Origin of the sequence: Corynebacterium nasorum (assembly GCF_022347325.1) — a bacterium.
GTDB classification, from domain to species: domain Bacteria; phylum Actinomycetota; class Actinomycetes; order Mycobacteriales; family Mycobacteriaceae; genus Corynebacterium; species Corynebacterium kefirresidentii.
The window spans coordinates 91495-113497 of record NZ_JAKRDU010000005.1 but is presented as its reverse complement, the minus strand read 5'-3'; the positions used below and the strand labels follow the sequence as shown (position 1 = coordinate 113497).

22 protein-coding genes and 1 tRNA gene are annotated in these 22003 nt (G+C 62.4%); 13 read left to right on the top strand and 10 right to left on the bottom strand.

Annotation, left to right across the window (positions count from 1 at the left end; genetic code table 11):
• Positions 1–7: 7 nt before the first annotated feature.
• Positions 8–439: an HIT family protein gene (locus MHK05_RS06160; RefSeq protein WP_023019885.1), complete on the top strand. Its 432-nt coding sequence runs from the start codon at positions 8–10 to the stop codon at positions 437–439.
• Here the strand turns inward: MHK05_RS06160 and MHK05_RS06155 are convergent.
• From MHK05_RS06155 to MHK05_RS06145, 3 genes are all read right to left on the bottom strand, one after another.
• On the bottom strand, positions 436–1941 hold the full coding sequence (locus MHK05_RS06155) for a sensor histidine kinase (protein ID WP_239205521.1): 1506 nt from the start codon (positions 1939–1941) through the stop codon (positions 436–438). The two genes, MHK05_RS06160 and MHK05_RS06155, sit on opposite strands and share 4 nt — an antisense overlap.
• A gap of 12 nt (positions 1942–1953) precedes the next feature.
• Positions 1954–2658 carry a response regulator transcription factor gene (locus tag MHK05_RS06150; RefSeq protein WP_023019887.1) on the bottom strand — a complete coding sequence of 235 codons (705 nt, stop codon included), beginning with the start codon at positions 2656–2658 and terminating at the stop codon, positions 1954–1956.
• A 186-nt stretch (positions 2659–2844) separates the two neighbouring features.
• Positions 2845–4590, bottom strand: a complete 1746-nt coding sequence (locus tag MHK05_RS06145) for a pyruvate dehydrogenase (protein WP_239205519.1) — start codon at positions 4588–4590, stop codon at positions 2845–2847.
• A gap of 172 nt (positions 4591–4762) precedes the next feature.
• Between MHK05_RS06145 and MHK05_RS06140 the strand changes: the two genes are divergently transcribed.
• Positions 4763–6274 (top strand): MFS transporter, encoded by a 1512-nt coding sequence (locus tag MHK05_RS06140; RefSeq protein ID WP_239205517.1) that lies wholly within the window; start codon positions 4763–4765, stop codon positions 6272–6274.
• Positions 6240–6821 (top strand): TetR/AcrR family transcriptional regulator, encoded by a 582-nt coding sequence (locus tag MHK05_RS06135; protein ID WP_239205515.1) that lies wholly within the window; start codon positions 6240–6242, stop codon positions 6819–6821. Before MHK05_RS06140 ends, MHK05_RS06135 begins: the two co-directional genes overlap by 35 nt.
• On the opposite strand, the gene MHK05_RS06130 is transcribed toward MHK05_RS06135, so the two are convergent.
• A tRNA-Thr gene (locus tag MHK05_RS06130) sits at positions 6821–6893 on the bottom strand. The genes MHK05_RS06135 and MHK05_RS06130 overlap by 1 nt on opposite strands.
• 151 nt (positions 6894–7044) lie before the next feature.
• Between MHK05_RS06130 and thrE the strand changes: the two genes are divergently transcribed.
• The 5 genes from thrE to otsB all read left to right on the top strand — a co-directional run bounded on the left by thrE (position 7045) and on the right by otsB (position 11997).
• The gene (gene thrE, locus MHK05_RS06125; protein ID WP_239205513.1) at positions 7045–8781 is read left to right on the top strand and encodes a threonine/serine exporter ThrE; all 1737 of its coding nucleotides are present in this window, start codon (positions 7045–7047) and stop codon (positions 8779–8781) included.
• 86 nt (positions 8782–8867) lie between these two features.
• Entirely contained in the window at positions 8868–9227 is a 360-nt protein-coding gene (locus MHK05_RS06120) for a hypothetical protein (protein WP_239205511.1), read from the top strand.
• Positions 9228–9241: 14 nt separating this feature from the next.
• Entirely contained in the window at positions 9242–10684 is a 1443-nt protein-coding gene (locus tag MHK05_RS06115) for an alpha,alpha-trehalose-phosphate synthase (UDP-forming) (protein WP_239205509.1), read from the top strand.
• On the top strand, positions 10681–11199 hold the full coding sequence (locus MHK05_RS06110; protein WP_239205507.1) for an META domain-containing protein: 519 nt from the start codon (positions 10681–10683) through the stop codon (positions 11197–11199). Before MHK05_RS06115 ends, MHK05_RS06110 begins: the two co-directional genes overlap by 4 nt.
• Before the next feature lie 18 nt (positions 11200–11217).
• Positions 11218–11997 carry a trehalose-phosphatase gene (gene otsB / locus MHK05_RS06105; RefSeq protein ID WP_239205505.1) on the top strand — a complete coding sequence of 260 codons (780 nt, stop codon included), beginning with the start codon at positions 11218–11220 and terminating at the stop codon, positions 11995–11997.
• A gap of 25 nt (positions 11998–12022) precedes the next feature.
• Here otsB and MHK05_RS06100 read toward each other — a convergent pair whose 3' ends face one another.
• Positions 12023–13120: a LacI family DNA-binding transcriptional regulator gene (locus MHK05_RS06100; RefSeq protein WP_239205503.1), complete on the bottom strand. Its 1098-nt coding sequence runs from the start codon at positions 13118–13120 to the stop codon at positions 12023–12025.
• A gap of 80 nt (positions 13121–13200) precedes the next feature.
• Here MHK05_RS06100 and MHK05_RS06095 point away from each other — a divergent pair, with 80 nt between their 5' ends.
• The 5 genes from MHK05_RS06095 (at position 13201) to MHK05_RS06075 (ending at position 17685) form a co-directional block, all read left to right on the top strand.
• A complete protein-coding gene (locus MHK05_RS06095) occupies positions 13201–14169 on the top strand; it encodes a metal ABC transporter solute-binding protein, Zn/Mn family (protein WP_239205501.1) in 969 nt (322 codons plus the stop codon).
• Positions 14169–14870: a metal ABC transporter ATP-binding protein gene (locus tag MHK05_RS06090; protein WP_239205499.1), complete on the top strand. Its 702-nt coding sequence runs from the start codon at positions 14169–14171 to the stop codon at positions 14868–14870. The genes MHK05_RS06095 and MHK05_RS06090 overlap by 1 nt, the downstream gene beginning before the upstream one ends.
• On the top strand, positions 14848–15762 hold the full coding sequence (locus tag MHK05_RS06085) for a metal ABC transporter permease (protein WP_239205497.1): 915 nt from the start codon (positions 14848–14850) through the stop codon (positions 15760–15762). Before MHK05_RS06090 ends, MHK05_RS06085 begins: the two co-directional genes overlap by 23 nt.
• Positions 15763–15773: 11 nt before the next feature.
• The gene (locus MHK05_RS06080; RefSeq protein WP_239205495.1) at positions 15774–16610 is read left to right on the top strand and encodes a CE1 family esterase; all 837 of its coding nucleotides are present in this window, start codon (positions 15774–15776) and stop codon (positions 16608–16610) included.
• A 64-nt stretch (positions 16611–16674) separates the two neighbouring features.
• On the top strand, positions 16675–17685 hold the full coding sequence (locus MHK05_RS06075) for an HNH endonuclease signature motif containing protein (protein ID WP_239205493.1): 1011 nt from the start codon (positions 16675–16677) through the stop codon (positions 17683–17685).
• Between the two features lie 16 nt (positions 17686–17701).
• On the opposite strand, the gene rlmB is transcribed toward MHK05_RS06075, so the two are convergent.
• Genes rlmB through MHK05_RS06050 form a run of 5 tightly spaced genes read right to left on the bottom strand, consistent with a single transcriptional unit; the run spans position 17702 to position 21886 of the window.
• Positions 17702–18649, bottom strand: a complete 948-nt coding sequence (rlmB, locus tag MHK05_RS06070) for a 23S rRNA (guanosine(2251)-2'-O)-methyltransferase RlmB (protein ID WP_023019902.1) — start codon at positions 18647–18649, stop codon at positions 17702–17704.
• A 23-nt stretch (positions 18650–18672) separates the two neighbouring features.
• A complete protein-coding gene (gene cysS, locus MHK05_RS06065) occupies positions 18673–20061 on the bottom strand; it encodes a cysteine--tRNA ligase (RefSeq protein ID WP_239205491.1) in 1389 nt (462 codons plus the stop codon).
• Positions 20062–20105: 44 nt separating this feature from the next.
• Positions 20106–20588, bottom strand: coding sequence for a 2-C-methyl-D-erythritol 2,4-cyclodiphosphate synthase (gene ispF / locus MHK05_RS06060; RefSeq protein ID WP_023027768.1), 483 nt, complete (start codon positions 20586–20588; stop codon positions 20106–20108).
• Complete coding sequence (gene ispD, locus MHK05_RS06055) at positions 20581–21330, bottom strand: 2-C-methyl-D-erythritol 4-phosphate cytidylyltransferase (RefSeq protein ID WP_023019905.1); 750 nt, start codon at positions 21328–21330, stop codon at positions 20581–20583. Before ispD ends, ispF begins: the two co-directional genes overlap by 8 nt.
• Positions 21302–21886, bottom strand: a complete 585-nt coding sequence (locus MHK05_RS06050) for a CarD family transcriptional regulator (RefSeq protein WP_005325718.1) — start codon at positions 21884–21886, stop codon at positions 21302–21304. The genes ispD and MHK05_RS06050 overlap by 29 nt, the downstream gene beginning before the upstream one ends.
• Between the last annotated feature and the right edge of the window lie 117 nt (positions 21887–22003).

The following is a 22003-nucleotide window of genomic DNA, read 5'->3' as shown; positions in this document are numbered from 1 at the left end:
GGCACACATGGCTTCTGTATTTAGCAAGATCATTAACGGTGAACTACCCGCTCGCTTTGTCTACCGCGATGAGACCTGCGTGGCTTTCCTCTCCATCGAGCCGCTGCGCTACGGCCACACCCTGGTCGTGCCCATCGAGGAAGTAGATAAGTGGACCGACCTGGATCCGCAGACCTGGGCCCACCTCAACGAGGTCGCCCTGGAAATCGGCGGTGCCATCAAGACCGCGTTCAATACCCCGCGCACTGGCTATATCATCGCCGGATTCGACGTCCCGCATACCCACATCCATCTCTTCCCTACCGAGAAGATGGAAGAGTATGACTTTGCCAAGGCCTTCGACGCCGATAACACCGACGATGCCGCGATGGATGAGGCGGCCGCCCGCATCCGCCAGCACCTGGGCTGCAACGAGGAAGGCTTTCGGGAGGAGGACTAGGACTCAGAGGGGGCGTCGGCAAGCGCGGGCAGGCGCACCGTAAAGGTGGTGCCGCGGCCGAGCTCGGAGTCGACGCTAATGCTGCCATCGTGCTGTTCCACTAGGGAGTGGACGATGGCCAAGCCCAAGCCGGAACCGCCGGTATCGCGGGTGCGCGAGGTATCCGCGCGGTAGAAGCGCTCGAAGATATGCGCCGCATCTTCTTTGGACATGCCTTTGCCATCATCGATGACATCGACCAGCACGTCATTAGCTTCACGGCGCAGGCGCAGCGTCACCGTGGCCCCCTCGCCGCCGTGGCGGATGCCATTGGTCACTAGGTTAAGCAGCACCTGGTGCAGGCGGCTGGCATCACCATTGACCACGGGGATGGACTTGGCATCATTGGCCACCGAAATCTCGCGGCCGGGGAAGGCCGCACGCGCGGACGAGCCTACGGACAGGGCCAGTTCCAATAGATCCACCGGACGCAGGTCGAGGCGTGTACCCTCAGCGCGGGTAAGCGCCAGCAAATCCTCCACCAGCAGGGACATGCGCTTCGATTCATCATCGATCTTAGAAAAGACCATGTCCACGTCCTTGGTGGCACCGGAGCGATAAAGCTCGGTATAGCCGCGCAGGCTAGTAAGCGGCGTGCGCAGCTCGTGCGAGGCATCACCTACGAAGCGGCGCATCTGTTCCTCTTTGTCCTGCGCACGCACGACGGAGCGCTGTAGCTGCCCCAGCATAATATTGAGCGCGGCGGCCAGCTGGCCCACCTCGGTATGCAGCGGCCACTTGGGAACGCGCTTGTCCAGGTCGCCCGCCGCGATTTCCGACGCCGTCTTTTCCACCACCCGCAGCGGCCGTAACGCCCTGCGGATAAACCAGAAACCCACGGCCGCAATGGCGGCCAAGGCGATGGCGGCGATAGTCACCTGCACCATCGCCAGGCCGTGCAGGATTTCCTTTTCATGGGTCATGTCCTTGGCGATGACCGTGATGACGCCATTAGAATCCGCAAAAGCCAGCGCGCGCCACTTGGTATTGTTCTCGATGGACCCAACGGTGGTGGGATAGCCGCCAAGCGGGATATTCTCCGCATTCGGTGTGGTCGAAGACGGCCCCGAATAGCGGATGGTGCCATTGGGCAGGTAGTTCAGCACCACGTATTCGGTAGGCGGGCGCTTAGTGTGATCACCGATAAAGAAGTCATTGCTGATATCGCGTGCCCACGTAGTCGATGCGGAGCGCAGCTCATCATCGACGTTATTAAAGAGCACATTGCGCATAATGGAGTTCACCGCAAAGGACGAGCCTGTAATACCCAGCCCAGAGACTACGACAAGGAGGATGACCAACCACGTTCGCAGCGGCATTGCCTGCGGAATCTGGGAAAACATCCGCCGCTTGGAGGACTTGTCCTCCCCCTCGTCTTGCCCTAGGCCTTCATGCCACATGGATTGCGGGCGCGCTGCCGCTGGCGCAGGCGCCTGGCCCTGGGTCTCCTGTGAATCTTCCATTACTACAGCACTTTAGGAGCGCGGGGTGCGCAGTACATAACCCACGCCGCGCACGGTGTGGATCAACTGGGTATCGCCCGTATCAATCTTACGGCGCAGGTAGGAGATATAGGACTCGACCACGTTGCCATCGCCGCCGAAATCGTAGTGCCACACGTTATCCAAAATCTTGGACTTAGACAGCACCACTTCTTTGTTCTGCATGAGGTAGCGCAGCAGATTGAACTCGGTGGGGGAAAGCTCGATGAGCTCACCGGCCTTGGTGACCTCATGGGTGTCATCATTAAGCGTCAAATCTGCGTAGCTCATGGTGGCGTCGTTGGTGGATTCTTCCGCCGCACCACCGCGGCGCATGATGACACGCAGGCGGGTAATGACCTCTTCCAGGCTAAATGGCTTGGTCACATAATCATCCGCGCCGATGGTCAGGCCGTGGATGCGCTGGTCCACCCCATCCTTTGCCGTGAGGTACAGCACTGGGCCGTCCAGCCCCTCCTGACGCAGCTTTCCTAGCAGCTCGAAGCCGTCCATGCCCGGCATCATCACGTCCAGGATGTAGGCATCAGGGTTTACCTCACGGGCTACGCGCAGCGCCTCGTGGCCGGAATTGGCGCTGAAGACCTCGAAGTTCTGGAACTTCAACGATACGGTGAGCAGCTCCACGATATTGGGCTCGTCATCGACGACAAGAACCTTGGCGAGTTTTTTGTCTTCCATGTTCTCCTCAGACTCCCTTAAAGGTTGCGATTTTCTATCACGCAATCATGACACGCTTGCTTCCCAGCCTACTGAAGAGTTTCTGGCTGAATCCTGTGAACATAGATGCTCGCTCTGGTCGCCGCAAAAGAAAACCACGCCCCTCCCCTAGTGAGGAAGAGCGTGGTAGTTAGCGCGGCGCGCTATTTAGAAGTCCTGCGGGCGTGGGATATTGCGCAGGTTGGACTTTGCCATGGTGATCATCTGGCCCACACCACCGTCCAGAACGGTGCGGGTTGCAGCCTTGGAGAAGCCCATGAGCTGCTCGATGGTCAGCGTTGGTGGCAGGGACAGGGCGTTGGGGTCAGTAACGACGTCGATAAGAGCCGGGCCGTTGTAGGCCAACGCCTTCTTGATCTGCTCCGGAGCTTCCTTCGGATCCTCGATGCGGAAGTGCTTGATACCGGAAGCCTCTGCAATCTTGGCAAAGTTGACAGACTCGTGGTCGGTCTCGTGCTCTGGCAGGCCCTGCACCAGCATCTCCAGCTTGACCATGCCCAGGGAAGAGTTATTGAACACGAACATCTTGATAGGCAGGTTGTGGAGCTTTACGGTCAGCAGCTCACCCATCAGCATGGATAGTCCGCCGTCACCAGAGAAGGTGATGACCTGGCGGCCAGGGTTAGCGGCCTGTGCACCCAGCGCCTGTGGCAGGGCGTTGGCCATGGTGCCGTGGCGGAAGGAGCCAATCTGCTCGCGCTTGCCGTTGGCAGTGATGTAGCGAGCGCCCCACACGTTGCACATGCCGGTATCGACGGTGAAGATGGCATCTTCATCCGCGTTCCTATCAATGAGGTCTGCAACGTACTCTGGGTGGATCGGGGTGTGCTTATCCACGTTGGAGGTGTAGGCCTCTACAACGTGCTCCAGCTTGCCGTAGTGCTTCTTGAGCATCTTATCCAAGAAGGAGCGGTCCTTCTTCTCATCCACGTGCGGCAGGATGTTCTCGATGGTAGCGGCTACATCGCCGGTAACCGGATAAGAAATCTTGGTGCGGCGGCCGATGTGGGAGCCGTTGATGTCCACCTGTGCCACATTGGCATCCGGCAGGAAGTCGTTGTACGGGAAGTCGGTGCCCAACAGGATGAGCAGGTCAGCCTCGTGGGTGGCCTCGTGTGCTGCGCCGTAGCCCAGCAGGCCGTTCATGCCCACATCGAATGGGTTCTCGTACTGGATGTACATCTTGCCACCCAAGGCGTGGCCGATAGGAGCCTTAATCTTCTCCGCCAGCTTCAGCACCTGTTCGCGGGCATCCTTGACGCCAGCGCCAACGAAGAGGGTGACAGTCTTAGCCTCGTTGATGGCCTGGGTCAGGGCCGCAGCCTCGGCTGGGTCTGGGAAGACAACCGGGCGACCGGTAGAGATCTTGGACTCCACAAAGGAGTCATCGTCGGCGTCCTGCATGGAGACGTCGCCCGGGATGACCAGCACGGAAACACCGTTGCCCGCCATGGTGGACTGAATGGCGTGGTGCAGGACAACACCGCCCTGCTCAGCGGAATTGACCATCTCGCAATAACCAGAGCACTCCTGGAAGATTGCCTCTGGGTGGGTCTCCTGGAAGAACTTGGAGCCGATCTGGCGGGATGGAATGTGGGAAGCCAGCGCCAGAACCTTGGCGCCGTTGCGGTGGGCGTCATACAGGCCCTGGATGAGGTGAGTGTTGCCCGGACCGCAGGATGCAGCACATACTGCCAGCTTGCCGGTGGTCAGGGAATCTGCCTCAGCGGCGAAGGCTGCAGCCTCCTCATTGCGGACGTGAATCCACTCGATGGAGGAGCGACGAACTGCATCCACGATCGGATTCAGAGAGTCACCGACTAGGCCATAAATGCGCTCGACACCCTGCTTTTCTAGGGTGTCAACTAGCTGTTCTGCATAGTTACGTGCCATTAATTATCATCCTTAACTCTTAATTGGTGCTAATACCACTGTGCTACTTACACCGCAGGAAAGTCCACTATTCTCCTATACACTCACACACTGCGTCCAGCTGTGAGGAAGGTAATACTAACCTATCTTCGACTGTAAACTATAACGACCGTTCGGTACTGTTTACTCTGCTATGAGTATCCACCCGCCCCGCGCACGAAGCCGCACCGCTCCGGCCTCCACGGCCGCACAACGGTGGTCTTTCTGCGCCGTCATCTCTCTGGGGTTACTCATGGTTGGGCTGGATAATTCCATCCTCTACACCGCATTGCCGCAACTATCGCAGCAATTGCATACCACCGATACCCAGCAACTATGGATTATCAACGCCTACGCGTTGGCACTCTCCGGTCTCCTTCTCGGTACCGGCACGCTAGGTGATCGCACCGGCCACCGGCGGATGTTCCTCATTGGTCTGGCCATTTTTGGCGGCGCCTCCCTACTCGCCGCCTATTCCCCCAGCGCCTGGACGCTGGTCCTAAGCCGGGCCTTCCTCGGCTGCGGCGCCGCCATCATGATGCCATCGAGCCTTGCGCTTATCCGCCTTACCTTTCCCGATGAGGTGGAGCGCAACACGGCCATTGGCATTTGGGGTTCCGTCGCCGTCATCGGCGCGGCGGCCGGCCCCACCGTGGGCGGCTTCTTTTTGGAGCACTTCTGGTGGGGCTCAGTATTCCTACTCAATGTCCCGGTCGTGGCCCTTGCCCTCGCGTTGACCTTGCTCCTAGCTCCGCCAAACGCCCCAAATCCCCTTAAACACTGGGACTTTCCTTCGTCCCTGTATTCCCTTATCACTCTTACCAGCCTGGTACTGGCCATTAAATCCCTGCCACACGCGTGGCCGGTGAGCGTCGCTGCGGCTGCCGTCTTCGTCTGCGGCGCGCTCGCCTTTGCCCACCGCCAGACCCGCTTGGCAGATCCCCTTCTGACCTTCGACATCTTTGGTTCCCGCGTCTTCAGCGGCGGGGCCTTAGCGGCCGGCGGCGCCATGTTCGGAATGTCCGGCCTGGAGCTGCTCAGCACCCAAAAGCTGCAGCTTGTCGACGCCCTCTCCCCCCTCCACGCCGGCCTTATCATCTCCGCCATGGCGCTATCTGCCATCCCTACCTCCATCTTGGGCGGCGCCACATTGCATCGCCTGGGATTCCTCCCGCTCATAAGCGGCGGATTCCTCCTTATGGCCACCGGCATGATCCTGCTGCTCGCAACCCGAGGCGAGGCGCTTGCCCTACTCGTTGTCGCGCTCGTCCTCACCGGCCTAGGCGCGGGCCTTGCCATGTCCGTATCCTCAACCGCCATCATCAATGCCGCGCCCCTCCACCGCACCGGCATGGCCGCTGGCGTAGAGGCGGTCTCCTATGAATTTGGCACCCTGATTTCCATTGCCCTGACCGGCACCCTCGTGCCTTTACTCATGGCCCGCGAACTCCCACCTCACCTCGCAGAACTAGGAACCGACGCGCTGCATCACCCCGCTTCCCACGCGACCGCCGCCAGCGCCTACAATGCCGGGTATCTTTCCACCATCGGCGGCCTGGCTTGCTTCGCCTTACTCCTAGCCGCGATAACCGCCTGGTGCTTCCGCGATAACCCCAAATCAGGAGATCCCCATGCCGCGAATCAACAAAAAGACCGCAGCCCTTGAAGCTGCGCTCGACATCATCGCCGCCGAGGATGTCTCCGGCCTTACCTATGACTCCCTGGCGCAGGCGACCGGCATGTCCAAGTCCGGTCTCATCTACCACTTTCCTACCCGCCACAACCTGCTGGTAGATTGTCACCGCTTTTGCGCTGAGCGCTGGGAAGAAGAGCTCGAGCAACTAGCCGGCGGCCACCCTGCCAGCGAGCTCAGCTTGGCCGAGCGCTCCCGCGCCTTGGTGCTATCCATGGGTAAAAAAGATCCCCTCGTCAAGCTGTTGATGTGCGTGCACTCCCAGACCCACCCAGATTTTTCTGCCCAGTGGGCAGATGTGGATGCACGGTGGATGGTGGATCCTTCCGCCGCCGAGACGGACGAGGATGACCTACTCGTCATGTTGCTTAGTACGGGGCTGTGGGTGCACGATCACCTCAACCAGCGCAAGCTCTCCCCCGCTAACCGCCAACGCATGGTTGACCGGCTTTTGGGCTTATTGATGCCCCCACAAAACACCACGAAGGCTAGGCCCACGCTGGACCCAGCCTCCTTTTGAGCTGGAGACGAGACTTGAACTCGCAACCTACGCATTACAAGTGCGTTGCGCTACCAATTGCGCCACTCCAGCACCGCGGGAGATATCCCGCTCGTTGCATAGTACCCGAGCACCAACGCTAAAGGGAAAGCCGGTCCCCCATCTATGCATTGACAGGGTACAGGGGCTAAAGTTCAGGCAGAATCTATCCCACTTTCTCAGCGCTTTTTCGAGGGTTATTTCCGTGTCATTTTTGTCCGCTATGCGGGAGCGCCTGCGCGCTTCCTCGGGCCAAGTAGCCATCATCGACGCGGCTAAAGCCGCACCGCCGCCATCGCCACTCGCCCCGGTCGATCTCCATGATGCCGCCCAGGTCACCGGCGTCATGGAGATCGCCGCCCGCATTGGTGAAATCCTCATCGGCGCCGGTACGGCTAACTCGGATGCCCGCGCCCAGGTACACCTGGCGGCATCTTCCTATGGCTTGCACTACTGCCACGTGGATATCTTGATGAATACCATCACCATCCACACCACCATCGGCACCGGCGAGCAGCGCCAAAACCTGCACGTCTTCCGTGTGGTGCCGAGCATTGGCGTGGATTTTTCCAAGCTCTCGGCCGTCGATAAGCTCATTCGCTCTATCCACTCCGGCCAGATGCCACCGGCCATGGCGGAGCAGCGCCTCGACGAGATTGACCGCATGCCCGCCCCTTATAAGCCGGCCACGGTCATGCTCGGCTGGGGCGCGATGGGTGGCCTGATTTCCATGATGCTCGGCGGCGATCTGCTCGTCGGCGTGGTGGCCTTTGTGGTTTCCGCCTTCATCATGGGTCTGAACGCTTGGTTGGCCAACTATCGCTTGCCGCCCTTCTATCAGAATGTGGTCGGTGGCTTCTTCGCTGTCTTCCCTGCCGCCATTTTGTACAACGTGGCGGCCTCGTTCGGCATTAATTTCTCGCCGGCACAGATCATCGCCTCCGGCATCATCGTGCTGGTAGCGGGTCTAACCTTGGTGCAATCGCTGGTCGACGGCATCACGCGCGCCCCCGTAACCTCCTCCGCCCGCTTCTTTGAGGCGCTGCTGTCTACTGGTGCCATCATCGCCGGCGTAGGCGTGGGCATCCAGCTGGCTGATTCGCTGGGCTTTAATCTTCCGCCGCTGGCCACGCTGGCCCCGCCGGTCTACCACGAGATTCCGCTGCTGGTGGTGCTCGGTGGCACTGGCTCCGCCGCCTTTGCGCTAGCCTGCGGGGCTGCCTGGATCGAGATCACCATGTCGGGGCTTACCGCCGCGGCCGGCATGATCTTCTATTACTTCGTGGTGGTGCCGTTTGGCATCGGCCCGGTGATTGCCTCGGGCCTGTCCGCTGTGGTCGTCGGCCTGGCCGGCGGCTTGATGTCGCGCCGTTGGGGCATCCCGCCGCTTATCACCATGATCGTGGGCTATACGCCGATGCTCCCCGGCCTCATGCTCTACCGCGGCATGTACGCCTCGCTCAATGAGCAGATGATTACCGGCTTTACCAACATGGCAATGGCGCTAGCCATTTCCGGCGCTCTGGCCGCCGGAGTGGTGTTAGGCGAGCGCGTGGCCCGCCGCCTGCGCCGCCCGCAGTACTTCCGCCCCTACTCCGCTTTCAAGCGCATCGGCCGCTTCTCCTTCCACAAGGCCACGCACTTGGCCCGCAAGGCCCCACGTATCCCGCGCGTGCCCATGTCCCCGTTCGCCCCGCGCGTCAACCGTCCGGAGCTGCCCCCGCGACTCGGGCCGAAGCCGCCGCAGCAGCACCCGCGCCACGAGGCCCAAAACCACGGGCCGCATACCCGCTCCGCCGCGGACCTGTGGCCGGAGGATTCTCAGTGGCCGGCGCAGCCGCAGCAGCACGAGAAGACCACCTATACCGTGCCGGGCACCGAAACGTTTCGTGCCCAGAAACCGGAGCAGCCGGGCACCGAATCCGGACCCGAGCGGCTCTAAACGCCGCCGGTAGCGTACAATATTTGCTCTGATAGCTTTTCTTGCAAGCGCTTAAGTAGTTTCCACAACGTTCAGGAGGACACGTCGTGCCACCCAAGGTCCAAGACACCCACCCACAGGCTGACCAGAATCACGCCCTTGAGGAGGAGACCTCCCGCGCAGCCCGCCGCATCGTGGCCACCTACGCCCAGGACTTCCTCGACGGCGTGACCCTGATGTCCATGCTGGGCGTGGAGCCCAAGGGCTTGGTACACAAGAAGGTTCTGGCGGAACAGGCCGATGCCGCCCCGAAGAAGTCGACCAAGAAATCCAGCAAGAAGTCCACGAAGAAGTCGACCAAAAAGTCCACCAAGAAATCGACAAAGAAGTCGACCAAGAAGGCCACGAAGAAAGCGATGAAGAAGGCCTCTAAGAAGGCAACAAAGAAGTCTGCTAAGAAGTCTTAAGTTATTCTTGCACCATGAGTGAGCATGGCAATGACTTCGTGGTGGTGGCCAACCGCCTGCCGGTTGATCTAGAAACCCGGCCCGATGGCAGCCATACGTGGACACCCTCGCCAGGCGGACTGGTCACCGCCTTGTCCCCGGTCCTGGAGTCCCATCAGGGCTGCTGGGTAGGGTGGCCCGGCGTGACTGACACCGCACCTGAGCCCTTCCGCACCGATGCCGGCGTGCTGCTGCATCCGGTCAAGCTCACCGAGTCCGATTTCGAGGGTTTTTATGAGGGCTTTTCCAATGCCACCCTGTGGCCGCTCTACCACGATCTCATCGTCACCCCTACCTACGACCGCGATTGGTGGCACGCCTATCGCGAGGTCAACCTGCGCTTTGCAGATGAGGTAGCCGAGGTCGCCGCCGAGGGTGCCACCGTGTGGGTCCAGGACTACCAGCTGCAGCTTTTGCCCGGCATCCTGCGCCAAAAGCGCCCCGATCTCACCATCGGGTTCTTCTTGCATATCCCCTTCCCCTCTGCCGATCTCTTCCGCCAGCTGCCGTGGCGCGAGGAACTCGTGCGCGGGCTGCTCGGCGCGGATCTCATTGGCTTCCACTTGGAGGCCAATGCCCGCAACTTCCTCGAGCTCGCCCACCGCCACGGCCTCGACGTGGAAGGTGAGGCCAGTACCCGCGAGGTCACCGCACATATTCACCTACCGCAGGGACGCACCATCGGCGTGGGGGCTTTTCCCATCTCTATCGCCGCGAAGGACTTTGCCAGGCTCACTGCGGAGGATGAGCGGGACGTCGCCAAGCTGCGCGAAGAGCTGGGCTCGCACCAGCGCATTATCCTGGGAGTGGATCGCCTCGATTACACCAAGGGCATCCTGCAGCGGCTGACTGCTTTTGAGGAGCTGCTGGAGTCCGGAGCACTCGACCCGGAAGAAGTAGCAATGGTGCAGCTGGCCACGCCGTCGCGCGAGCGACTTGATCATTACAAGGCCACCCGCTCCAAGGTGGAAGAGGCCGTCGGCCGCATCAACGGGCGCTTTGCCCGCGTGGGACACCCGGTGGTGCACTACCAGCACCGGGGCGTGGCTAAAAGCCTGCTGCGCAGCTATTACCGGATGGCCGATGTCATGCTGGTCACCCCCTTCAAGGATGGCATGAATCTGGTGGCCAAGGAATACGTGGCCTGCCACGACGATGGTTCGGGCGCGCTAGTGCTCTCTGAGTTTGCCGGGGCTGCCGATGAGCTCAGCCAGGCCTACCTGTGCAACCCCTTCGATATCGAGTCCGTCAAGGCCGCCTTGCTCAATGCGCTCACCGCGCTTGACGACGCCCCCTCTGCCATGTCCCAGCGCATGCTCGCCATGCACCAGCAGGTCACTGAGCACGACGTACAGCTATGGTCCCAGTCCTTCCTGAGCTGCCTGCGCCATGCCGACGCCGAGGAGGCTGGCGCATGATGCCTCGCTGTGCCCGCCTCATTACTCCGCTCGCCGCTGCGTGCGCCGCCACGCTGCTAGTTGCCTGCGGCTCCGGCGAAGAAGAGCCCCAGGCCCCTGGTGATGAGCAGATCCTGGATAAACAGTGGCAGGTAGTCTCCATCAACACCACCCCGGATGCTGCCTCTACCATCCCCGAATCCATCCCGCAGGCACCCACGTTGAGCTTTGGTGAATCTACGCTGGTAGGCACCACCGGCTGCACCCAAATGGTGGGAAAGGTGACCTATTCCGCCGATGAGGAGCGCCAAAATATCCAGGACGGCAACCGCCTGCACTTTGATGAGGTGGATTATGACGAGACCGCCCAGGATTGCCATGGCGCGTCCGTGTGGGCCGATAACCTGCTGCGCAACTTGATTTCCACTGGCCGCGATTTCCACTACACCGTCAATAGCAATAACCAGCTGGTCTTAGAGCTGGTTACAGATGAGGTGGACTCGCCGTCTATCAAGTTGGTTTCCCTCGGCAATTAAATACGTAGGCTGGAAGCCATGACGCTTTCCACCACTATCAAGGCTCTTGCCGCCGCCGAGCACCTCGCGGTGGTCTCGGATTTTGACGGCACGCTCTCCCCCTTTGCCACGGCCATCTACGACGTCGAGATGAACCAAGACTCCCTGCGCGCCTTGGATAAGCTAGCCCACCTGCCGCATACCAGCGCGGCCGTGCTGTCCGGCCGCCACCTCGCAGGCCTGCAGCGCGTGTGTCCACTGCGCGAGCCCGTGCTATTCGGCGGATCCCATGGCGCCGAATCCTCTTGGGAAGAAACGGATCTAACTCCCGCGATGCGCGAGCATCTGGCCGCCAAGGAAACCGAGATCCGCGCAATTATGGAGCGCTTCCCAGGCGCGGATATCGAGGTCAAGCCTTTCCAGCGCGTACTGCACCTGCGGGCGCTCGAGGATACCGACCCAGAAGCTGCCGCCCAGGCTTATGAAGCCGGTCTCGCACTCGACCCGGGCGGCTTCCCACGCACGGCCGGTAAGTCCGTCGTGGAGTTTTCTGCCACTCAGGCCACCAAGGGCACGTGGTTAGACGAGCTACGCGAGCGTACCGGCGCCACCGCCATGGTCTTTTTGGGCGATGATGCCACCGACGAGGACGGTTTCCGCGCCCTCCACCAGCCGCCGGACGTCGGCGTCAAGGTCGGCGAGGGCGATACTGCAGCCGTAGTACAGCTTGCCGACGTCGACGCCGTCGCCCACTTCCTCACTGAGCTCGCCACCGCCCGCGCGGCCCATATAGGTCACTCCCGCGGCGACGACGCCTAGCCGGTAAACCCCGGCCTGCCCCGACTTAACGCGGTGGTGCCACGGTCCGCCCGGCCGCGAAATTCGTCCGCAGTACCCGCCGCGACACCGCCGGCACGGCCGCGGCCGCATTATCCGCGGCGGCGATGAGGTTAGAGAGCATGTGGCCGGCGGCGGCGCCTTTGGCCTTATTGGGCTGGATGATGGTCGTCAAGCCAAGGCGCTGCGCCGCATCGATGCCGTCGAAGCCGGTGACGGAAAGCTCGCCGGGGATATCGATGCCTCGTTCGCGCGCATAGGTCATCACGCCCAGCGCCATGGAGTCGGTGGTGCACAGGACTGCGGTGAGGTCAGGGTGGGCGTCGAGAAGCAACTGCGCGGCCGCCCGCGTGGTTTGCGCATCATTGATGTGCTGGGTGACCACGGGCACGGTTTCCGGCGCGATCCCCGCCTGCGCAAAGACGTCCATGGCGCCCATGACACGGGCGTGCTGCACGTGCATATCGGCCTCTTGCAACTCCTCCCAGGAAATGGGGCCATCGTGGCGCTCGCGTTTGAGGCGAATGGCCAGCACGCCAATCTTGCGGTGGCCGGCCTCCACCAGCGCGCGGGCGGCCGGAGCAATCGCGGCTCGGTCATCGATCCCTACAAAAGGCAGGCCCGAATCCGTCGGTTGATCGCAGACCACCACCGGCAGGCCGCGCCCGCGCGCCGCCTCCAGGTAGGCATCCCCAGCCGCCACGGAATAAACCACAAAGCCATCCACGGCAGCCGAGCCGACCAAGCTGGTCGCTTCCGCTTCCCCCTCCGGGCCGGCCGGGATGAGGGTAAGCATGCTTTGCGCGCCGGCCGAGGCCTCCGCCATGCCGGCCAAGAAATCCACCGAGGCCATGTCTTCGAAGGCATAGGACAGGTGCTCAGTCAGCAGCACGCCCACCGCGCCCGCACGGCGGGTGCGCAGGCTACGAGCCGTGGGGTCCGGCCCGGGGTACCCCCGCGCTTTCGCCGCTGCCAGAATGCGCTCGCGCGTCGCGGCCGAGAGCTGGTCCGGCCGGCTATAGGCATTGGACACCGTCGTGCGCGAAACACCCAGTTCGGCGGCCAGCGAGGCCAGCGTCTTGCGGGTGGGGCTGCGTTTCACCATGGCCGTAAGCTTACCCCGCGGCCGCGTTTTCAATACATATTCAATTGACAACAATTACCATCAACAGCACACTGGGAGCTATGCATAACTCACTTCGCGCAACCGCCGCCCTCCTCGCGGCCGGCGGCCTCCTCCTCACCGCCACCGCTTGCTCCTCCTCTGACTCTCAAGACTCGGCCGCCGAGCCCGGCGCTCAGAAGAAAATCTCTATCGTCGCTTCCACTTCTATCTGGGCCGATGTTGCCCAAGCCGTGGCCGATACCGCCTCCGGCGTGGACATTGAGGTCAAACCCATCGTGGAGGGCAATGGCGTCGACCCCCACCACTTCGAGCCTTCCGCGGCCGATATCGCCAAGGCCGAAGACGCGGACCTGCTCGTAGTCAACGGCGGCGGCTACGATTCTTGGATTTACCAGGCCGTCTCCGAGCAAGACAACATCATCTCCGCCCTGCCGCTGACCGACCACGGCAAGCTGGCCGATGACCCCAATGTCATGACCATCGACGCCGCCAAGGCCACCGCCAAGAAGGACCCAAAGAAGGTCACCAATATCGAAGGCAACGAGCACACCTGGTACGACCCAGCTGCGCTCGACGAGGTCGCCGGTAATATCGCGGACCAGATCAATGAGCTCAATACCGATGCGCACGCCAGCACCGAGCGCGTGGACTCCCACGTCAACCGCCTGCGCGACAAGCTCAAGGAGCTACCGGGCGATCTCTCCTACGCCCAGACCGAGCCGATTGCGGACTACATCATGAAGTACACCTCCGGCAAGGACGTCACCCCAGAGGGCTACCGCAAGGCCACCATTTCTGAGGGCGAGCCCACCGCGGCCGATCTTGCCGCCTTCACCAAGGCCATCAAGGACCACAAGGTGGACCTTCTCATCTTTAACCCGCAGACCGAAACCGATACCGCCGGCCGTATCAAGTCCGCCGCGGAGGATGCGGATGTCAATATCGTCGAAATCGGCGAGACCCCGCCGGATGGCAAGGAGTTCTGGACCTACTATGACGAGGTCACCGACTCCCTGGGGAAGCTCTAGTGCTCATCCAATTTCATGACGCAGCGGTTGCCCCGCTGTGGTCCAGCCTTAACCTCGCCGTTGACCGCGGCGAGTTTATCGCCGTTTTGGGCCCCAATGGCGTGGGCAAATCCACCCTGCTCGGCACCATCTTGGGCACCCGCAAACTCACGGCCGGCAGCGTCGACGTAGACTGCCGCGTCGGATTCATCCCGCAGCAGCGCATGTTCCCGGCCGACCTGCCCCTGCGCGCCCGCGACTTAGTATCGCTCTCCCTTGCGCACGGCGCTTTCCGACGCCGCCGCCCTCCCCGCCACCGCGTCGACGAGCTCCTCGCCGAGGTAGGTGCCACCGGCCTGCGCGACCGCCGCGTAGGACAGCTATCCGGCGGCCAGCAGCAACTTATCCGCCAGGCCCAAGCGCTGGCCAATGACCCAGAGCTCATCCTTGCCGATGAGCCGCTGCTCTCGCTCGACCCGGCGCGCCAGCAAGACACCGTGGAGAAGCTAGATGCGCTACGCCGCGAGCGCGGCACCTCCATCATCTTTATCACCCATGGCATCAATCCGGTACTCGGAGTGACCGATAAGGTGCTCTACCTTGCTCCCGGCGGCCATACCTTCGGCGCGGTAGATGAGGTCATGCGCTCCGATGTCCTTTCCGAGCTCTACGGTTCCAAAGTCAACGTCTTAAACGTCGATGGGAGGCTTATCGTTGTCTAGCTTCATAGAAGACACCCAGTACCTGCTCAGCGTTGATTTTGTACAATCCTCGCTCATCGCCTCCGCGCTGCTAGGCATTCTTTCTGGCGTGATGACCTCGCTCATCGTGCTGCGCCAGATGTCCTTTTCCGTCCACGCCACCTCCGAGCTCGCGCTCATGGGTGCCTCCGCCGCACTACTTTTCGGTCTCAACTTAGGCTTTGGCGCGGTCGCCGGGGCCATCGTGGCCGCCATCATCCTCGCCGTACTGGGCTTTAAGGGCCAACAAGACAGCGCCATCGGCGTGGTCATGAGCTTTGGCCTAGGACTGTCGGTGCTATTTCTGCACCTCTACCCCGGCAACGCGAATACCGCGATGACGCTGCTGACCGGCCAGATCGTCGGCGTATCCTCGGCCTCGGTATGGCTTTTGGCCGCAACCACCGTAGTCATCCTCTCCGCCGTAGCCATCCTGTGGCGCCCCATGCTCTTCGCTTCGGCCGACCCAGTTATGGCCCAGGCGGCCGGCGTGCCGACCCGTTTCATCTCGGTCGCCTTCGCCGTACTCGTGGGCCTAGCGGCCGCGCAGTCGGTACAAATCGTTGGTTCACTGCTCGTCATGGCGCTGCTTATCACCCCCGGCGCAGCGGCCGTGCAGATTACTTCCTCGCCCCTGCGCGCGGTCATGTGGGCCACCATTTTCGCCGAGGTGTCGGCCGTAGGCGGCTTCATCTTATCGCTCGCGCCTGGTCTTCCGGTCTCGGTCTTCGTCACCACCATTTCCTTTGTCATCTATCTGGTGTGCCGGCTCATCGGCTGGCGGCGCAATAAAAGCGCAGTGCGCGACGAGGTCGCCGCTAAACGCTTCCACGCCGACTGCCACACCACGGCCGAGGAGCACCACGCCGACTAAACTGGGCGGCTATGCACGTACACCGCCGCACCGCGGATGTGGATGGCCGCACCCGCCGCTTCCTCATCATCACGCCGGATAATCCCGGCCCGCATCCAGACCTGCTGCTCTTCTTCCACGGCTCGTTGCAATCCGGCAACGTGATGCGCCGCTTTACCAATGGCACCTTCGACGAGCTTGCCGATGCCACCAACACCATCCTCGTCTACCCCGACGGCGTGGATCGCCATTTCAATGATTGCCGCAGCATCCTACCGGTCACCGCCCGCACGGAGAACGTTGATGACATCGCCTTCGCCACGTATCTCGTTGAAGCTATGCAGCGCGAGTTCGGCACCGCGCGCACCTTTGCTTGCGGCTATTCCAATGGCGGTCAGATGGTGCTCCGCCTGCTTTTCGACGCTCCCTTTACCCTCACCCGCGCCTGCATCTTCGCCTCCACCTTGGGCGAGGGCGATAACCACGCGCCCAGCAACCCGGATGGCTACCGGCCCACGCCGCTGCTGTTTTTCCACGGCACCGCGGACCCATATGCGCCTTATGAAGGCGGTGTGGCCGGGCTGGACGCCGAGCGCACCCGCGGCCGCGTGCTCTCCGCTCCTGCCACCGCGGAGTACTTTGCGTTGGCCAATGGCTGCCAGCCACCGCGCGACTACCACCCCGCCCCGGCTGTCACCGCCACCGAATACGCCGGCGATTTTCCCGTCGAACTATGGACCATGGAGGGCCTTGGCCACGTGATTCCCTCTAGCATGAGAACCGACCCGCGCATAGGCCCCAATACAGATTCCTTCCGCGCTGTGGATAAGGTCCGCGACTTTTTCGGCCTCGGCACCGCGCAGTCCTAGTTATCCACAGCGGCGCGCCTTATCCCTCGCCTCTGGTCGCGTCCCGCACCTAATGTGTGGAGCCATGAACGCGCTGCACACTTTCTTGACAGGCCTAGCCGCCGGCATGGACATCATCGCCGACTGCCACGGCCTTTCCAAGCGCGCGCTTATCGACGCCGGCTGTCCCGATACCACCGCCACCCGCCTGCTCGCCCTCGCCGATACCTACTTCGGCCCAACCGCGTTTAGCCGCCTCCAGCGCGAATCCATCGCCGCCGCTCGCACCAATGGGCACAGCCTTACCGCGCTGCTGACCATCGAGCGCTACGCCACTCGGCTGAGAAATAAGCGTCAGGCCTGGGCGCTGCGTCGGGAGTTGTGTGGGATGAAGGGGGATGCCTCGGACGTCGAAAAACGGGGGCGTAAACGCGTGCGCGAGATTAAAGGCCCGCCGCAGCGCACACCCGGTGTCAAGCTCTACCGCCGCGCCGAGGGCCCCTGGACTATGACGATTACCGGCAAATCCGCCGATATTGCGGATATGCATGCCGCGCTGGATAAAGATGCCCCGCTAGATTCGGTGCGCAAGATTTTCCAGGGCAAGACCGCCGCCTCCGGTGCGTCCGTGACCACCAATGTGGTGCTGCGCTTGGACGAGCTCGACCGCGTCGTCGACTGCGCGGGCGATGACGTGACACTGCAGCTCACCAATGGCGCCCGGATGACCGGCGCAGACCTCGTGCGCCGCGCATTTACCGAGCATGGCTATGTCACCCTCATCCATCCCGTTAAAGGCCCGGTGAATCTGTATCGCACGGAGCGGCTCGCCTCACCCAAGCAGCGCACCATGGCGGCCGCGGAAAATCCCACTTGTCCTTGGCCCCAGTGCAATTATCCCGCCGACGAATGCCAAGTCCACCACCTCACCGCCTGGCGCCACGGCGGCGAGACAAACCCCGAAAACCTCACCATCGCCTGCCCGTACCACAACGGCGTCAACGACGATGACCCCAACGCCCCGCCAGTTCGCGGCCGCCTGGCCCGGGTGAATGGCACCATTAGGTGGCTGCCGCCCTGGGCAGAAGGCGGCTAGAAACTCTCGCTAGAGACTACTGGGCCGCGCGGCGCTGGCGTGCGAATTCGGAAAGCACAGAACCGGCCGCGACGGAAGCATTGAGGGACTCGACCCAATCCGTCATAGGGATGGACATGATGACGTCGCAGTTTTCCCGCACGAGGCGAGAAATCCCCTTGCCCTCGGAACCGATGACGATGACCACGGGGTCCGTCGCGCCGTTATATGTATCCAGCGTGTGCTCGCCGCCGGCATCTAGGCCGACGACCTGGTAGCCGCTCTTTTGGAATTGCTGTACGGTGCGGGTGATATTCGTCGCGCGGGCGACCGGCAGGCGCGCCGCCGTGCCGGCCGAGGTACGCCACGCCACGGCAGTCACGGATGCGGAGCGGCGCTCTGGGATGATGACGCCGTCGCCACCAAAAGCTGCCACAGAGCGAATCACCGCGCCGAGGTTGCGCGGGTCGGTGATGTTATCCAAGATGACGAACATGCCCGGACGGGCACTTTCGGCCGCACGGGAGATGAGCTCGTCGACATCGGCGTATTTATACGGCGGGATCTGCAGCCCAATGCCCTGGTGCATGCCGTTGCCGGTCATGCGGTCCATCTCGTGGCGCTGCACCTCGATGATGGGGATATTGCGGGTATTGCACATGGCCACGGCCTCAGACAGGCGCTTATCGTTGCGGGTACCGGCCACGATATAGAGCGTGGTGGCCGGAACCTTGGCATGCAGGCACTCGATGACTGGGTTGCGGCCCACGACCATCTCGGCGGTCTCCTTTTGGTGACGGCCGGAGTTGCGGCGGTCGCGCTCCAGCTTGGCCTTGTGCTTGGCGTGGTAAATGCGGTCCTCTGCCTTGGGCGTCGGGCCCTTGCCGGCCAAGCCCTTGCGGCGCTGGCCGCCGGAGCCCTTGGTTGCGCCCTTCTTATTAGTTTTGCGGATTCCCGCGCCACCGCGGCCGTGGGTACGTGCCATAGTTTATTGTCCTTTCGGAGTGCTTAACGCTGCGCCAGCGACCAGGTCGGGCCGTCTGGGGTATCGGTGATGGTGATGCCGGCGGCCGCGAGGCGGTCACGGACGGCGTCGGCAGTAGCGAAGTCCTTGTCCGCGCGCGCCTGGGTGCGCCGCTCCAGTTCAGCCTGCACCAGCGCATCCAACGCGGCATCCGCCCCGCTAGCTTGCGCTCCATCTTCCCACTCCAGCGGGTCAAAGCCAAGTACGTGTGCCATCGCCCGTACCTGGCCGGCCAGCGTGCGCGCCCCGGCTTCATCGCCGGCGGCAAGGGCCTTATTGCCGGCGCGAACGGTGGTGTGGATTTCCGCCAGCGCCTTGGGCACCGCGATATCATCATTCATCGCGTCTTCAAAGCCCTGCGTCCACTCGCCCAGCTCCAGGTCATCGAAGTGAGCGAGGAAGTCCTCGATGCGGCGGTAGCCTGCGGCGGCCTCGGTCAGCGCGGCCTCGGAATACTCCAGCACGGAGCGGTAATGCGCCGAGCCCAGGTAGTAGCGCAGCTCCACCGGACGCACCAGCTCGAGCATATTCGGAATAGAGAGCACGTTGCCCAGCGATTTCGACATCTTCTCGCCCGACATCGTCACCCAGTGGTTGTGCATCCAGTAGTTGGCAAACTTATCGCCGGCCGCGTGCGACTGAGCAATCTCGTTCTCGTGGTGCGGGAACTGCAGGTCCAGCCCGCCGCAGTGGATATCGAAATTGGAGCCCAGGTAATAGGTAGACATGGCCGAGCACTCCAGGTGCCAGCCCGGTCGGCCGTCGCCCCAGGGGGTGGGCCAGCTGGGTTCGCCCGGTTTCGCGGCCTTCCACAGGGCAAAGTCTTGGGCACCGCGCTTGGCGGAATCTTCGCCCTCGCCCTGTTCCATTTCTTCTACCTTGTTGCCGGACAGCGAACCATAATCCGAGCCTTCGGCCTTGGTCCATGCGGCAACGTCAAAGTAGACGGAGCCTTCGGCGGGGTAGGCAAAGCCGGCGTCGATAAGCCGCTGCATATAGTCGACCATCTGGGTGACAAAGCCGGTCGCGCGCGGCTCTACCGAAGGCGGAAGCACGCCCAGGGTGTTATAGGCCTTGGTGAACTCGCGCTCATACGTGGATACCCACTCCCACCAGGGGCGATTATTCTCGGCCGCCTTGGTGAGGATCTTGTCATCGATATCGGTGACGTTGCGCACCAAGGCTACGTTATAGCCCTGGGCGAGCAGCCAGCGGCGCAGGATGTCGAAAGCGACGCCGGAGCGCAGGTGCCCGATGTGCGGCTGGGCCTGCGGGGTGGCGCCGCACAGATAAATCGAGGCATGGCCGGGGCGGATCGGCTCGAAATCGCGTTGGCTGCGGGTGGCTGTGTCATAAATGCGCAAAGTACTCACGCCACTTAGTCTAATTGACGCGTGCGCGGGGTTAGTGCGGTGGGCTAGGCGCGCCAGACGACGGCCGTAGCAACCGCCGCACGCCCCTCCTTACGGCCGGTGAACCCCAGGTGGTCCGTCGTGGTAGCAGATACGGACACGGGGGCACCAAGGATTTCGCTCAGTACGGCCTCGGCCTCTTCGCGGCGCGGACCCATCTTGGGGGTCTGGCCGATGAGCTGGGCGGCGGCGTTGCCGATGATAAAGCCCTCAGATTCGAGGAGCTGGCGGCATTCGCGCAGCAACTTCGCGCCGGAAACGCCATCGTATTCGGGGCGGCCGACGCCCACGAAGGAGCCGAGGTCACCGAGGTGGGAGGCGGATAAAAGGGCGTCGACGAGCGCGTGCGCTACAACATCCCCATCGGAGTGGCCCTCGCACCCGTCAACGCCTTCGAAGAGCAGGCCGGCGATCCAGCAATCCTTGCCGGCCTCGATTTGGTGGGCGTCGGTGGCAATTCCAACGCGCGGGATAATCGGATTAGTCATGGGTCTCCTCGGTCAGGGCGTGGGCCAGGGTGAGATCGATGGGCGTGGTGATCTTGAAAGCCAGGGTATCGCCCGGCACGGTTGCCACGCGCTCGCCGTGCCATTCCATGAGGCTGGCGTCATCCGTGGCGGTAAATTCGGGCTGCTGGGCCCAATAATCGAGGTTGGCCTGGCGCAGCGCGGACAGGCGGAAGGCCTGCGGGGTTTGCACTGCGCGCAGGCGGGAGCGATCGGGGGTGCTCAACACGGCCTCATCCGCGACTTCCTTGATGGTATCGGCCACCGGAACCACCGGCACGGCCGCGGGAGCGCCTTCCAGCACCCGCTTGGCGACGCCCCGCACCATCGCCGGCGGCGTCAACGCACGGGCCGCATCGTGGATGAGCACCACGGCATCCTCGTCCGGGATTGCTTGCAGGCCGGCCCACACGGAATCGGCGCGCTCGCTGCCACCGTGAACGAGGCGAATCGGGGCGGCGCTTGCAGCGTCAGTAGCACCAACGGCGTCGATGCGGCCGATAATACGCGCGGCCTCAGCCTCCATGTCCGGGCTGACCAGGACGATAATTTCATCGACTACCCCGGAGGCCAGCAATGCTCGCACGGAGCGTTCCAAGAGGGTGCGGCCGCGCAGCTCGACATAAGCTTTGGGCACCTCGGCGCCGAGGCGAGTTCCCTGGCCTGCGGCCGCGATGAGCGCGATGACGCGCGGTTTAGTCTTCGTCGTCGAAGGAGAGGTCATCGAGATCGATGTCGTTGTCGATATCGGTGGTGATGGACTTATCATCTACCAATCCGGCGGCGCGGTGGCGCTCGATGGTGGCATCGATTTCTTCCATCATGGTGTCGGCCTTCTTCTCATCGACCGGCTTGGCCAGTGCGAGCTCACCTACCAGGATGGTGCGGGCCTTGCCAAGCATGCGCTTCTCGCCGGCCGAAAGGCCGCGATCCTGGTCGCGGCGCCACAGGTCACGCACGACCTCGGCGACCTTATTAATATCGCCGGAAGCCAGGCGCTCCTGGTTAGCCTTATAACGGCGGGACCAGTTGCCGGCCTCTTCGACGTCCTCGTCACGCAGCACGGAAAAGACCTTTTCTAGGCCTTCCTTGCCCACGACGTCGCGCACGCCGACGTTATCGGCGTTCTTGATGGGCACGCGGACGACCAGGTCGGACTGGTTGATGTGCAGCACCAGGTATTCGAGCGTCTCGCCGCCCATTTCGCGGGTCTCGATATCCTCGATGACGGCCGCACCGTGGTGCGGGTAGACGACGACCTCGCCGACCTTATACTCCATTGCCACTCCTTGTGTTCCCGATTTATCCCGGTTGACTAAGGCCGCTATTTTATCACGCACGGTCGCCCCGACTGCGGATACCCCCGTATACCCCCACGGTCTACCCGCCCGATTTGG

Coding starts and splice junctions, on each gene's coding strand:
- MHK05_RS06085 (WP_239205497.1), top strand. CDS start 14,848: ATGGGAGGCTTATCGTTGTCTAGCTTCATAGAAGACACCCAGTACCTG.
- MHK05_RS06095 (WP_239205501.1), top strand. CDS start 13,201: ATGCATAACTCACTTCGCGCAACCGCCGCCCTCCTCGCGGCCGGCGGC.
- MHK05_RS06115 (WP_239205509.1), top strand. CDS start 9,242: ATGAGTGAGCATGGCAATGACTTCGTGGTGGTGGCCAACCGCCTGCCG.
- MHK05_RS06150 (WP_023019887.1), bottom strand. CDS start 2,658: ATGGAAGACAAAAAACTCGCCAAGGTTCTTGTCGTCGATGACGAGCCC.
- rlmB (WP_023019902.1), bottom strand. CDS start 18,649: ATGGCACGTACCCACGGCCGCGGTGGCGCGGGAATCCGCAAAACTAAT.
- ispF (WP_023027768.1), bottom strand. CDS start 20,588: ATGACTAATCCGATTATCCCGCGCGTTGGAATTGCCACCGACGCCCAC.
- MHK05_RS06135 (WP_239205515.1), top strand. CDS start 6,240: ATGCCGCGAATCAACAAAAAGACCGCAGCCCTTGAAGCTGCGCTCGAC.
- MHK05_RS06050 (WP_005325718.1), bottom strand. CDS start 21,886: ATGGAGTATAAGGTCGGCGAGGTCGTCGTCTACCCGCACCACGGTGCG.
- MHK05_RS06155 (WP_239205521.1), bottom strand. CDS start 1,941: ATGGAAGATTCACAGGAGACCCAGGGCCAGGCGCCTGCGCCAGCGGCA.
- MHK05_RS06160 (WP_023019885.1), top strand. CDS start 8: ATGGCTTCTGTATTTAGCAAGATCATTAACGGTGAACTACCCGCTCGC.
- MHK05_RS06110 (WP_239205507.1), top strand. CDS start 10,681: ATGATGCCTCGCTGTGCCCGCCTCATTACTCCGCTCGCCGCTGCGTGC.
- MHK05_RS06100 (WP_239205503.1), bottom strand. CDS start 13,120: ATGGTGAAACGCAGCCCCACCCGCAAGACGCTGGCCTCGCTGGCCGCC.
- MHK05_RS06140 (WP_239205517.1), top strand. CDS start 4,763: ATGAGTATCCACCCGCCCCGCGCACGAAGCCGCACCGCTCCGGCCTCC.
- MHK05_RS06080 (WP_239205495.1), top strand. CDS start 15,774: ATGCACGTACACCGCCGCACCGCGGATGTGGATGGCCGCACCCGCCGC.
- ispD (WP_023019905.1), bottom strand. CDS start 21,330: ATGACCTCTCCTTCGACGACGAAGACTAAACCGCGCGTCATCGCGCTC.
- MHK05_RS06145 (WP_239205519.1), bottom strand. CDS start 4,590: ATGGCACGTAACTATGCAGAACAGCTAGTTGACACCCTAGAAAAGCAG.
- otsB (WP_239205505.1), top strand. CDS start 11,218: ATGACGCTTTCCACCACTATCAAGGCTCTTGCCGCCGCCGAGCACCTC.
- MHK05_RS06075 (WP_239205493.1), top strand. CDS start 16,675: ATGAACGCGCTGCACACTTTCTTGACAGGCCTAGCCGCCGGCATGGAC.